1 protein-coding gene is annotated in these 14,864 nt (G+C 61.0%); it reads left to right on the top strand.

All coding sequences use genetic code 11. The features are described 5' to 3' along the window. Positions 1-903 precede the first annotated feature (903 nt). Positions 904-14,862: an SDR family NAD(P)-dependent oxidoreductase gene (locus tag H6F46_RS10085; RefSeq protein ID WP_347278307.1), complete on the top strand. Its 13,959-nt coding sequence runs from the start codon at positions 904-906 to the stop codon at positions 14,860-14,862. The last annotated feature ends 2 nt before the right edge of the window (positions 14,863-14,864 follow it).

Here is a 14,864-nt window from a genome sequence, read left to right as displayed (position 1 = left end):
TTTGTTGCCAGGATTTCCTTGGCAACCCTATCATCGGAATTAGGGGCTGATGATATACTCGACAAAGGGGGTAACCACAGGTTAACGTTTGAAGTGCCACCAAGCTTTCATCGAAATTTCGTCCGATAGGTTCCTCATCGAAAACTTCGGTTATAGAACGTCTTAACGTCTTGTGGAAAATGCCTTTTGGTTCTCAGGTGAACTAATTTGGTATTCACTACTAATGACTAATCAAGGACAATCAACCTTGATCCAGAAAAGTTTGCTGCCGAAAAACTGTATAACACTGAACCAAATTCAGAAATTTTACCCAAAGAATCAAAATTGCTTTTGCTTATCTATCAAAAGCTAACGTCAATCAAGTCTTGACTAGTTTGTTCTTTTTCTCAAAAACTCATAGTTTTTTATCTTTTTCAGGCATTTTCTGTGCTTTCAAGCTCTGCTTTCGGAAGAATGAACTTGTTTTAACCTAACTTTGACTAGCGAATTGATCTCGAATTGGCACAATTTTCGCTATTTACACAATTGCCGATCAATTGTGACCCGGTTGTTAAAACCAGTCGATGTCAGAGCTTCTATAAAGATCTTGAGCCTGGTCAATATTCCTGAAAGATTGAGATTCAAAATCCTTCATGACCAATGAATGACCTTAATCAAAGTGCTGAACAAAGTTATCAAGTTGATGTTCAGCTCCAAGACCCTGTTATTCGTGACTATTGTGTTTTTGAGCAGCCAACGCTGCCGTTTAGTTGCTTACTAGATCTGATCCTGCGGATTGCACTGAGTCGCGATGCAAAACTAAACGAGGATCAAACAGAATTAGTCATTAATCATTTGCACTATATTCGTCCAATCGTTTTCAGGGGGTCTCAGAAGCATCATTTACGAGTGGTATTTCAGCCCATGGAATCGGAGGCACGAATTACCAAAACTCGAATTACGGTGGCCAGCGCTGAGGCGGCTCAAGGTTCGGAAGACCAAGGCCACTGGCAAATTTATTTGCATTGCCAGCTTGAAACAAAAAAGCTAGCAATGGAGGGGTCTGCTCGATCGCCTCTGCCCCAATCTTTGCTGCGTGATTTAGACAGTCATAAGCCTAGTGATGTTTGGCCACGTCGGATCGCAGAATTGCAAGAATTGGGCTTGCAGTTAGGCGAGTTTTATCAAGGCCAAGGTGCTTTGTGGCGAACTGAAGAATGGCTTGTGACCCGGTGGCAACTTAGCTCACTGGCTGCGGGATATGGTCACAGTTTTCTGCTGCATCCGGCTTGGCTCACGGCGGCGCTGCTGATGCCGCTGGGCGAGGCGGCGATGGTGCGGCGGGGGATTCCGCTGGTGTCGGAGGTGGCTTCCTGTCGAGTTTGGCGGCCGGGGGTGGCGATCGACTACGCGGCAATACCGTTGCCCTGGTCGCAAGACCGCTTCGATCTGCTGTTGTTGTCGGCTGATGGTCAATTGGTGGCATCGCTGGGGGGGTGTGCTGTGTCTTGGGTGCAGAATGGGGCTGATTTCCTGGGCCGATCGGGGCCGGCGGCGGTGGGGCCTGGCCTCGATCGCCCATCTGACTCGCTGGGGGCTGGCTGGTCTCGGCCGGTCACCTTCACCTCGGCAGATCCGATGCTGCGAGATCATCGGGTGCGATCGCTCGGGGTGGTTCCGGGGGGCTATTTCTTAACGATGTTGTTGGCGGCTGGGGCCGCCGGAGCGCCTGCTGCATCCCGATCGCAGTGGCGCGATGTGCGGTTTTTGGCCCCAGCGGTGGTCGATCGCGACCCGTTGACCGTGGTGTTGCAAACCGGCGGCCAAGGGGCCGAAGGAGAAATTTTCCAGATTGTGGACTCGGCGGGCCAGGTGTTTTGTCGGGCCACCCATGGCGGGCCGGCCAAGTCAGCCCCAGCCCTGTGGGAGCAAGCACCGGAGTTAACCGCCCAGACCATGGCGGCGGCAACGGTTTACGACGCGATCGCCCTGCGGCAATTTTTCTTGGGTCGAGGGTTGGACTATGGCTTCAGTTGCCAATGCCTAACCCAAGTGACGGTTTTGCAGGACTGGGCTTGGGGAGAGGTTCGGGAAACGGGGGGCGAAGATTGGGCGATCGTGGATGCGGCGTTTCAGGTGGCGGCCACGTTGCTGGCGAATGGGGCTAACCCAGTGGGTGCATTACCCCAGCCGACCGGTTTCTTGAATTCCCATGCTCCGCAACGGGAACCGAAACCAGAGCCGCCCTTGGAGCCGTTATTAGTGCCCTACGGCATCGATGCCTGCTGGCTAGATGGCTCGCTGGTGGATGTGCGGCGGATTGGGGTGCGCTGTACCCATCGCCGATCGCGCGGTGGGCAATTTGATTTGATGGGCTTGGATCGCCACGGCAATCAAGTGTTTCTAATTCAAGGGGGGCGGTTGCAAATGGCCCAATGGCAACCCGCGCAAGGGCAGCAACCGGCTGCACCCCATTCCGCCCCGCCCGATCGGGAACCCCCCTCAGAGCCGATCGACCCAGAGCCGTTGCGATGGTTCCAGCCCCAATGGCGACCTTGCCCCGTCCCGAACCTTGCCAGCGGAACGGTGTTGGAGGAAACGGGCTGGGGGTTGCTTTGCTCCGCTCAGGGGCCGGTTCCGGCGGTGATTCGCGAGGCGGTGAGCCTGGCCCACCGGGGACAGGTGCTGGAGCAATGGCCCGATCGCTCCGATTCCGCCCCGACCATCACCACGGTTTGGTATTGGCCCGCGATCGGGGAGGAAGGGCCAATCTTGCTATGGCGGTTCCTGAAAACGCTGCAGGAGCGATTCCCCTCCCCAACGCCCTTAGCGCTACGGGTGATTACAACGGGGGCGGCGGCGGTGGAACCCACCGCAACCCCGCAGCCGGATGCGGCGGCGATCGTGGGCTTGCTGCACAGTTTGGCGGCGGAGTCTCCCCATTGGCAGGTGGGCCGTGTGGATGTGGATGAGACGTGGCTGGCTAACGGCCAAGCGTCCTCCCTGCTGGCAGCTTTGGCGATTAATCTGTCGGCGGCTTCCCAGCGTTGTGAGCTGGCGCTGCGATCGAGCGGTCTCTATCGACGCGACCTGGTTGCTATCCCAGCCCCTCCCACGTCTGCAACCCCATCGCCCTTGCCCCTCAGACCCGGCGGGGTTTACGTGATTGCGGGTGGCGCAGGGGGGATTGGAGCGGCCCTGGCCCAGCGATGGGCCGCCAAGATCCCAGGGCTGCGGCTGGTGTTGTTGGGGCGGCGGCCGTTGGATGCAGCGATTCAAGAACTCCTGCAAGCCTTGACCACCGCTGGAGCCACGGTCACCTATGAGGCGGTGGATATTACGGATGCGGCCGCGATCGAGTTCCTGTTTGCCACCTTGCGATCACGCTATGGCGCAATCCATGGCGTGATTCATTCCGCCCTGGTGTTGCGGGATGGCCTGTTGGCACAAATGAGCGAGACCGACTTTCAGGTGGCTTTTGGGGTCAAATCCGCAGGCATCCGGGCCTTGGCCCAGGCCACGGTTCTCGATCGGCTGGACTTTTTCGCCTGTTTTTCGTCCTTGAATTCCTTCCTTGGCAATGCGGGCCAGGGGAATTACGTGGCTGGCTGTGCCTACCAAGATGCCTACATGACCCAGATGCAGCGGCAACGCCCGGCGGTTCACTGGGTGGTCTGTAACTGGGGCTATTGGGGCGAAAGCGGCCGAGTCACTGCGCCCATGTATCGCAAGCGGCTTCAGCGGCTAGGGATTGGGGCCATTGGCACGGAGGAAGGCCTGGCCGCCTTTGAACAACTTCTGGCCAGCGATGCGACCCAAGTGGCCATCTTTCGGGGCACTGATGCCCTTTGCGATCGGCTCGGTTGTGTTGCCCGATCGCCTGAGGCCAGCGAGTCAGACCCGATCGTCACCATGGGAGCACCCCCAGCTCCCGATCGCCCGCAGATTGCTAGCGCCTTGAGTTCCCCGATCGCACCATCCACCGCCAATCCCATCACCCAACCCACGGTCAACATCAGCGCTTTGGAAGTCCAAATTCGCGGCTTGGTGGCGGATTGTTTGGAAGTTGCCCCTGAGGAAATTGAGGCGGAGGGGCGGTTTGCGGACTATGGCTTGGACTCGATCAGCGCTGTGGATCTGATTCGATCGGTCAATCAAGCCTTTGGGTTAGAGCTGCGCACCACCGTGCTGTTTGACTATCCCACGGCCCGCAGCTTGGCCCAGCACTTGCAAACCCTGCCCAACTTGCAGGCTCCGTTGGAGTCGGTTCCCGCCGCCGTTGCGCCACCGAATTGGGCAACCCCCAATCCCCTCGCTGCCCCCGTTGCCTCGGTTTCCCCTGCGGCCCCTGCTCTCCCCAGCTTGGATGGGTTGGAAACCCAGGTACGGGGCTTGGTGGCGGATTGTTTGGAAATTGCCCCCGAGGAAATTGAAGCGGAGGGGCGATTTGCAGACTATGGACTGGACTCGATCAGTGCTGTGGATCTGATTCGATCGGTCAATCAAGCCTTTGGGTTAGAGTTGCGCACCACCGTGCTGTTTGACTATCCCACGGTGCGCAGCTTGGCCCAGCACTTGCAAACGTTGCTGCCGGCGTTACTGCCAATGGCTGTCGCGCCAATGGCTGTTGCGCCAACGGCTGATCCGGTTGCCAGTCAGCCTAATTTCACTCAGCCCAATTTCACTCAGCCCAATTTTACGCGGCCCAACCCAGAGACCCGCCCGGCCGCTGGTTCCCCGATCGCCCCGCCCATCCCCGACAACAGCCCGCCGGTCAGCGTTCCCAGTCCGACCCCCGATCGGCCCCGAGCCGCCCGATCGACCGCAGCAGCCATCCCCGAAGTGGACTTCTCATCCCTGACCTTCCCCAGAGCCGTTTGGTTAACGCAACCCGGCTCCGTGGCCCAAGTGCAGTGGCGATCGCAGCCCATCACTCCTCCGGCGGCGGATCAGGTGCAAATTGCCGTGCGCGCCGCTGCCCTCAACTTTGGCGACCTGCTTTGCATCAAAGGTCTCTATCCCACCATGCCGTCCTATCCCATGACTCCGGGGTTTGAGGTGTCGGGGGAAATCATTGCCCTGGGGGCCAATGTCCAAAACTTCCAAGTGGGCGACCAGGTGATGGCGCTGCTGGGGGAATCCTTGGGCGGGCTGGCGGAAATTGTGAACGCTGATGCGGTGCTGGCGGTGCGCAAACCCGCCACCGTCAGCCACGAAACCGCTGCGGCCTTCCCCGTCACTTGGCTGACGGCCCACCAAGCCATTGAGCGGGCCCGGCTGCAACCGGGAGAGCGCATTTTGATCCAAACGGCGGCGGGAGCCACGGGGCTTCATGCGGTGCGTATGGCCTTGGCGATCGGGGCGGAAGTATTTGCCACCGCTGGTAGTGCTCATAAGCTGGACTATTTGCGCCAAATCGGGGTGCATCACGTCATTGCCTATCGAGACCTAGACTTTCAGACGGAAGTGATGCGCCTGAGCGAGGGGCGCGGGGTGGATGTGGTGATTAACACCCTGGCAGGGGATGCAATTCCCAAGGGCTTGCGGTGTTTGGCTCCCGGTGGGCGCTATGTGGAACTGGCCATGACGGCCTGGAAAACGTCGGCCGCCCTGGATCTGTCCACGTTGGTGGATAACCAATCGGTTTTGAGCTTGGATTTGCGGCGGTGGTTCCTGCGCCGATCGCCCGAAGTGCCCCTGGCGCTGGAGGAAATGGCCCAGGCCTTGGCCCAAGGGGCCGGCGAAGGCATGGTCGATCGCACCTTTTCGCTGGCGGAGGTGCGATCGGCCCTCGCTTACCTGGAAAGTCGGCAAAGCATCGGCAAAGTGGTGATTACGATGCCAACGCCCCCTGCCCCCAGCGCTCGCAACCTGCGCCGAGGTTCCGACAGTACTCCCCTGGAAGGGGTGATGGAGGGGGCCGATCACGCGGCTGATCGCGCCATGCCCGAGCCGATCGCGATCGTGGGCATGAGCGGCCGTTTTCCCGATGCGCCGACCCTCAACGACTTTTGGCAAAACCTGCAACGGGGGTTTGGATCCTGTGGCCCGGTTCCCCCCGATCGCTGGGATCCCGAAGCCTTGGCCACCCAAACGGGCGATCCGGACTACCGCCACTATTGCCGGGTCGGAGCTTTCTTAGATCGGGTTCACGATTGGGATCCGCTCTTTTTCCGGATCACCGGGGCAGAAGCGCAACTCATGAGTCCCGAGCAGCGGTTGTTCTTGACCGAAGCTTGGCAAGCCTTGGAGGATGCGGGCATTCCCGATCGACAGCTCAACGGCAGTGATTGCGGCATCTTTGTGGCCGCCGGAACCGGGGATTATGACCGCTGGTTGGAACAGGGGGGCGTGAACCCCGATGGCCATGTGTTGATTGGCAACAATGTGGCCATTTTGGGCGCTCGACTCGCCTACTTCCTGAACTTACAGGGGCCCTGCTTAACGGTGAATACGGCCTGCTCCTCATCCTTGGTGGCGATCGACCTAGCCTGTCAGTCCCTGCGATCGGGCCGCTGCCAAACCGCGATCGCCGGGGGAACCTTCCTCATGCACACCCCCCAAATCCATTTGCTGTGCGGCAAGGCGGGAATGGTGTCGCCCTCGGGGCAGTTGCGGGCCTTCGCGGCCGGAGCCGATGGCTTTGTGCCCGGCGAAGGAATTGCCGTGGTGGTGCTGAAACGTTTGCGAGATGCCTTGGCCGAGGGCGATCGAATTCATGGGGTGATTCGGAGCATTAGTGTCAACCAAGATGGCTTAAGCAATGGCATCACCGCCCCCAACAGCCAAAGCCAAAGCGCTTTGCTACGTCGGGTCTATGCGGAAGCCGACATTGACCCGGCCACCATTACCTATGTGGAAGCCCATGGCACGGGCACAGCGCTGGGGGATTCCATTGAGTTTGAAGCGATCACGCGCGTTTTTCGAGACAAGACGGCAGCCAACGAGTTTTGCGCCCTTGGCTTCGGCAAAACCAACATCGGTCACACCATCTATACCGCTGGTCTCGCGAGCTTGCTGAAAGTGCTGTTGGCCTTTAAACACCAGCAAATTCCCCCATCCGCGAACTTCGAGACCCCCAACCCGGACATTCGCTGGGCGGACAGTCCGTTCTATGTGAACCGGGAACTGCGGCCCTGGCAACCGCCGGCCGGAATTCCGCGCCGAGCCGCAGTGAGTTCCTTTGGCTTCAGTGGCACGAATTGCCATCTGGTGTTGGATGAGCCACCGGCCGTGGCTCCGGCCCGCCTCAATCCGGCCGGTCATGCCCCGATCGCGGAGTTGTTTGTGGTTTCGGCCAAGTCAGAAGCCGCCCTGCAACGGCGGTGTCAGGATTTGGCAGATTTCCTGACAGCTAATCCGCAATTGTCGCTGCGGCGGTTGGCGGCCAACTTGGCCACCCGTCGCAGTCACTTCCGTTACCGTGTGGCTTGGGTGGCCGATCAACCGGCCACGCTCCAGGCTTATCTTCTGGCCCAGGCAACGGCCCCTTGCCCGGGAGTGGAACCGTCGGCGGCCCCGATCGCGGCGGCGGGTCTGTTGGCGGGAGCCGCGATCGCCACGGGAGCCGGCCGCTGGCAAGTGTTGGAGTCCTTGGGCGAACTCTATCGAGCGGGCCATGACCTGGATTGGGAACGGCTCTATTCCAAGGCGGTGGCCTATCCCCTGGATTTGCCGGCCTATCCCTGGTTGCCGGTGCGCTGTTCGCCGCAATTTGCCCAGGCCAGTTCCTTGCCGGTGGTCTCTGGGGCTGAGGATGGAGCAAGCGATCGAGCGCTCGATCGCCCCGTTGATCCGCCAGTCGCTCCGCCAATTGATCCACCAGTCGCTCCAGTCGCTCATCAGTCAGCCGATCTGCCAATTGATCCGCCAGCCGCCCATCAGTCAGTCGATCGCTCATCCCCAGAACAAGACACCGCCTACATTGCAGCCCTGGCCCAAGTGCGGCAACTGCTCGCCACAACCTTGGCCATTCCCCCCGATCTTCTCACCCGCTTTGAGCCTTGGAATCGCTTTGGTCTGGACTCGCTGCTGATCAAAAAACTGAATACCCGGTTGAGTCAAACCTTTGGCCCAGTGCCCCCGAGTCTGTTCTTTGAGCGGCGAAATCTGCATGAACTCACCCTGTTTTTGCAACAGACCTATCCGGAACACTTTGCCGAATCCTTGGCCGGGTCTGAGTTACCCGATCTAGCTGAATCGTCAGAGCTGCCCAAGAATCAGGAACCCCCGAACCCGCCCCAGGCGACCCAAGACATAGGAATGCAGACCAATGGGGCCCATGAGGTTAACGGGATTCAAGCCAACGGCATCCATGAAACCAATGGGACTCACGCCAATGGAACCCACGCCCAGGCGATCGCACCCACCGGAACAAACCCCCAGGCGGAACCCCGATCGCTAGAGATTGCCGTGATTGGCATGGCGGGGCGCTATCCCGGTGCGCCAACGCTCCAGGATTTTTGGCAACAGTTGGCGGCGGGCCAGGAAGCGATCCAGGAAGTGCCGCCCGATCGCTGGAACCATGACCTAATCTACGACCCGGATCCCCACAACCCCACCACCAGCTACACCCGTTGGGGCAGTTTTTTGGATCAGGTCGATCGCTTCGATGCCCTGTTCTTCGGCATTTCCCCCAAGGAAGCCGAGGCCATGGATCCCCAAGAGCGGCTGTTCCTGGAAGTCTGTTGGCACGCCTTGGAGGATGCGGCCTACGCGCCCTCTCGGTTAATGGACAGCCAAGGCCAAGGGCCCAAGGGCGGGGTCTTTGCGGGCGTAATTTGGGGCAGCTATCAACTGCTGGCCGCCGAAGCTTGGGCCCAAGGGCGGGTAGTTTCCGTTGGCCCTTCCCATTGGGGCGTGGCCAATCGTGTTTCCCATGTGCTGAATTGGCACGGCCCGAGCTTGACCGTGGACACGGCTTGTTCGTCGTCCTTGGTGGCGGTGCATTTGGCCTGTGAAGCCATCCGGCGCGGGGAATGCGACTTGGCCTTGGCGGGGGGCGTGAATCTTTATTTGCACCCTTCCAAGTTTGTGACCATGAGCCAGCTACAGTTTGCCTCCCGGGATGGCCGTTGCCGCAGCTTTGGAGCCGGGGGGGATGGCTATGGGGCCGGCGAAGGAGTCGGGGCGGTGGTTTTGAAGCCGCTGGCCCAGGCGCGAGCGGATGGCGATCGAATCTACGGCATTATTCAGGGTTCCAGCGTCACCCACGGGGGGCGCACCCATGGCTACACCGTGCCCAACCCGCTGGCCCAGTCAGCGGCGATCGCCCAAGCGCTGGATCAATCGGGGTTTGCTCCCGAAACCGTCAGCTACATCGAGGCCCACGGCACGGGCACAGAGTTAGGCGATCCGGTGGAAATGGCGGCCCTCAGCCGTGTGTTGGGGGGCAACCGACCCACCCCCTGCGCGATCGGCTCCGTGAAATCCAACATCGGCCATTCGGAATCCGCTGCGGGCGTTGCGGGCCTGATCAAAGTGCTGTTGCAGATGCAGCATGGGCAGTTGGTTCCGTCCCTCCATGCGGATCCTCCCAATCCCGCGATCGCCTTTGCGGAAATGGGTTTTCGGGTGCAGCGACAGCTTGCGCCCTGGGTTCCCGTGGCCGGCTTGCGGCGGGCGGGCGTGAGTTCCTTTGGCGCAGGTGGCGTGAATGCCCATCTGCTCTTGGAATCGGTGACGGATGCCCAAGGCCAGCCCTCGGGCCCAGCCCCGACGGATCAGACTGCCCAAGTGCTGATTCCCCTGTCGGCGGCTAATCCCGATCGATTGCGAGTTTTGGTGGCGGATCTGGAAGCGGACTTGGCGGCCCATCCCGATCGACCCTTGGGGGCGATCGCGGCCACCCTGCAACGGGGTCGTGAACCCTTGGGAACGCGCTTGGCCGTTGTCACTCAGTCCGTGGAACAGTTGCGGCAATCCCTACGATCGTGGTTAGCCGGCCAACCCGATCGATGGACATTTAGCGGACAACTGCCCAGTCAACGGATTCAGGCCCCTCCCGCTTTGATGCACGACTGCTGTTCCGTGACGCAAACGTTACTGGAACAAGGGGATTGGTTGGCCGTTGCGCCCCGGTGGGTGGCCGGAAACGAGGTGTCCTGGCCGGCCGTGGGTGAAATCATTTCCTTGCCTGGTTACCCATTCGCGCCGGAGCGGCACTGGTTGTCTGCCGGGGAGCCAATGCGCCGCCCCCAACACCCGGAATTGTCCGTTGTGGAAGGGGTTGTCCTGGCCCAACGGGTTTGGCGGAATGATGTTGATGCTCTAGGGATTGCTGGCCGAGGGGCGATCGTCACTCCCGAGCCGATGACCTTGGTGCTGAGTTGCCCCGAGGGACAGGCGGCGGCTTGGGCCGAAACCTTACGGCATCGCTATCCCGCCGCCACCGTCATCCAAAATCCAGCGCCCAGCCAGCCCTTGCCCCCGGGCCCCCTCCAGGGCTGGTATGTGGGGAGTGGTGATGAAATCGAGAGCCTGTTGGGCCTCCTGCGATTCAGCCAGATCTTCAGCCAAGGACTTGTAGACGATCGCCCCTTGACCCTGGTGGCGATCGCCCCTAACCCCACCGCCGCCATGCAGGCCGCCTTCTTGCGCACCCTGGTGGCGGAATATCCCCACTGGGCCGCGGTCTCCCTGGCGATCGGGGAACTGCCCACCGAACCGACCTTGGCTTGGCCCCCGGAAGTTCCCCTACCCCATCCCGGCCAGGCCCGAGAACTGGCTTTGCACAACGGTCACTGGCAAGAATGCCGGCTGGTGGAAATTGCCCTTGACCCTTCGGCCCCATCAGACGGCCGATCGCCCGGGCCCGGTTGGCGCAAAGGGGGTGTTTATCTGATCACCGGGGGCTTTGGTGGCCTGGGTCAGCTCCTGGCGCGGTATTTGGCCCGGGAGTTTCAAGCCCGCTTGATCCTGCTGGGTCGTCATCGGCTCGATCGGGAACGGGTGCGCTTCATCCAAGAGATCCAATCCTTGGGGGGCGAGGCCATTTATCTGAGTGCTGACCTCACCTGCTCTGAGTCTCTGGATGAGGCCCTGCGCCGGGCCCGCCAACGCTTTGGCCCCCTCCAAGGAGTGATTCATGGAGCCGGAGTCTTGGCCGATCAGGCCGTTGCCCTGAAGGATGAAGCCTCGTTCCGGCAGGTGTTGGCTCCGAAGGTGACGGGAACGCGCCGGTTGGCGGCGGCCACGGCCACGGATCCCCTGGACTTTTTCTTGCTGTTCTCATCGTTGGTCAGCGTCTTGGGCAACCCCGGCCAGGGAGACTACGCGGCGGCGAATGCATTTTTGAATGAGTTTGCGGCTCAGGATCCTCGGCGCTGGGTGATTGGGTTGCCCCTGTGGCAGGACGGCGGAATGCAGATTCCTGCCGAACACTTGCACCACCTGCGGCAAACCATAGGGCTGGCTCCGATGCCGACGGAGGCGGGGTTGGCGCTGTTGACGGCCTGGCTGGCTGCGGGCCCAGCGGCGTTGGTTGCGGCCTGGGGCGATCGGGCGTTGTTGCGCCGGTTTTTGGGCCTGGAATCGCAACCGAAATTGCAACCGGAATTGCAACCGAAATTGCCATCAGCACTGCAATCCACTGCTCGATCGGGTCTGGTATCCAACCCTCAGCCAGCCCAAACCCCAAACCATGCCCCAAATCATGACTGGGGATCCCACCCGGCGGCGGCGGCCCAGGAGTCATTGCAAACGGAGCTACGAACCCTGTTTGGGCGGGAGCTGAAAATTGCCCCCGAACGGCTGGATCCGGAAGCGGGGTTTGATATCTACGGGCTGGATTCCGTGGCGGTGCGGCGATTAACGGCGCAGCTTGAAACGCGGTTTGGCCCCTTGCCCAAAACCTTACTCTTTCATCACAGAACTCTCCGATCGCTGGCGGAACACCTCCAAGCGCGATCGCCCCAACTCGCGATCGCCCCAGTGGCCGCCAATGTCAACCCCGACCCGCTGCCCTTGGCGGCCGCTCCCGTCGATCGGGAAGCCACCCCGGAGCCGATCGCCATCATTGGCTGCCATGGCCGTTTTCCCGGCGCAGAAACCCTCGATCACCTTTGGACGTTGTTGGCCCAAGGGGGCGAGGCCATCACGGATGTGCCGCCCGATCGTTGGGATCATTCCCTGTTTTATGACCCCCAACCGGGGCAACTGGGCAAAACCTACGCCCGTTGGGGGGGCTTTTTGGATCAGGTGGATCAGTTCGACCCGCTCTTTTTTGGCATCACCCCGAAGGATGCTGAGTTGATGGATCCCCAGGAGCGACTGTTCCTCGAATCCGCCTGGTTAGCTCTGGAAAATGCGGGTTATCGCCCGGATACCCTCGATTCGGACGATCCCGATCGCCCCCATGCCACCGGAGTTTTTGCGGGAGTGACCTGGGGCAGCTATCACCTGCTGGCCTTGGATGCTTGGCGGGCGGGGTTGCCCAGTTTCCCCAACTCGTCCTTTTGGTCGGTGGCGAATCGGGTGTCCTATACCCTGAACCTGCAAGGGCCCAGTATGCCCGTGGATACCGCCTGCTCTGCCTCCCTCAGCGCGATTCATTTGGCCTGCGAAAGCCTGCGCCGGGGGGAATGTCAACTGGCGATCGCTGGGGGCGTGAATCTCTATCTGCACCCTGTGAAATATGTGCAAATGGCCCATCTGCGGTTTGCCTCAACCGATGGGAAATGCCGCAGTTTTGGGGCCGGTGGCGATGGCTATGTGCCCGGCGAAGGGGTGGGCACGGTGATTCTGAAGCCCTTGGCGGCGGCCCTGCGCGATCGAGACCCGATCCAAGCCGTGATCCGGGGCAGTGCTATGAATCACGGGGGCAAAACCAATGGCTACACCGTGCCCAATCCCCAAGCCCAAGCCCAAGTGGTGCGCCTGGCGTTGGAACGGGCCCAGCTTGATGCCCATCACCTGTCCTATCTGGAAGCCCATGGCACCGGAACCGCCCTCGGCGACCCGATTGAAATGGACGGCCTGCAACTGACCTTTGCGCGGGATGCCCAAGTGCAGCCCGGCCATTGCGCGATCGGGTCGATCAAATCCAACATTGGTCACCTGGAATCGGCGGCGGGCATTGCGGGGCTGTGCAAAATCCTGCTGCAACTGAAGCATCGCCAATTGGTGTCCAGTTTGCATTCCGATCGGCCCAATCCGGCGATCGACTTTGCGCACAGTCCTTTCCGGTTGCAACGAACCCGATCGCCTTGGGCAGGGCCCAGCCCGCTCCGGGCGGGCCTCAGCAGCTTTGGGGCAGGTGGGAGCAATGCCCATCTGATTGTGGAGGAAGCCCCCGCCACTGTTCGATCGGGATCAGAGTCACCGCGATCGGCATCGGCGGAACTGATCATTCTGTCGGCCCGCACGCCGCAACTGCTGCGGATCACGGTCCAGAACCTCGCAAACTTCCTCCAAAACCATCCCACGGTCAACCTGGCCGATGTGGCCTTCACTTTGCAAGTGGGCCGGCGACCCGCGGCCCAGCGGTTGGCAATTGTAGTTGATTCGATCGCTCAATTGCAGCGGGCTTTAACTGCCTATGGCCAAGGTCAAACCCAGGACGATGGCACAACCAACCGGTGGCTGGGGGAAGTACAGCCCGGTCAACCCGTTCCGCCCCCGCTAACCGCCGTTGATCTCGCTGATCAATCCGCCCTATCCGCCCTTGCCCAGCATTGGATCCAAGGCGGCTCCGTGGATTGGACTGCCCTGCCGCGGCCCGTTCCGCCCGTGCGCCTGGCCCTGCCTGGATCGCCGTTCGATCGACGACGCTGCTGGATTCCTCTCCCCGAGACGGTTTCGCCGCCATTAGCTCCCGAGGAATTGGCCCCTGAGGGATTGGCCCCCGAGTCGCCCCCGGTGTTACCGGACATGACGAATGGGGAACAGGCCCCCGCGCCTGATCGCCCCTGGAGCGTGAGCCAAACCATTGACTCCCATAACCCGATCGCCCAAGAACACCAGGTGAGCGGCCGCCCCACCTTGCCGGGATCTGCCCTGTTGGATCTGGTGGCCGAGACCATTCGCCAAGGGGACGGGGCCGCCGCTTGGGGAACCGTCGGCGGGTTTGCTGAGGTGACCTGGATGCGCCGGGCCGAAGTGCCAGACCAGGGCCTGACGCTGCGAGTTGCCTTGACCGCCAGCGCCGATCGGATTCGCTTCACCGTGGAGAATGCCCAAGGAATCGCCTATGCCTCGGGTCAGGCCCTCCGGGCGATCGAGCGGCCTCCTGCCCTCCCCGCCGAGTTTGCTGATTTGTTGGGAGCCAAGGGGCAACCGCTATCGATTCAGGAGTTTTACGAAATCTTTGACCAAACGGGCGTGGCCTATGGGCCCAACTTCCGGGGCGTTCAGCAGGTTGAATGGCTCCCGGGCGGCACGCGGGCCCAACTGGCCATTCCGCCTCTCACCGCGCCGGTTTTCAGCCCCATGGGCCAACGGCTGGACATGGTTTGGCAAACGGTACAGGCGGAATTGCAACGCCAGAGCGATCACCATCAGCTCTGGCTGCCGTTCATGGTCGAGTCGGTGCAGTGGTTTGGCCCTTGGCCCGCGGCCGGAACGGTGCTGGTGCGATCGAGTCCCCTCGGTTCAGCTTCGGCCACGGCGGCCGATGAACAGGCCCTGCGGCGGTTCCACTTGGCCCTGCTGGATCCCCAAGGGCGGTTAGTGGCGATCATCCGCAACTTCTGTGTCAAGGCCGTGAAGGCCAGCAGTGCCGTTCCGCCGGTGCAAGCGGTGGTTCCGTCGGCCCTGCCACCCCCCAGCCTGGAGCGGGAATTGCTCACGGTGCTCGCGGAACTGGCCCAAGGAGAGCAATCCCTAGAAGAAACCGATCGCCAACTGGCAACCCTTTTGAGTCGTGCAGTCAAGGTAGAGCCGTAACC

The organism is Limnothrix sp. FACHB-1083 (assembly GCF_014696485.1).
Lineage (GTDB): Bacteria > Cyanobacteriota > Cyanobacteriia > CACIAM-69d > CACIAM-69d > CACIAM-69d.
The sequence above is the reverse complement of the archived record's forward strand: the minus strand, read 5'-3'. Positions and strand labels throughout refer to the sequence as shown.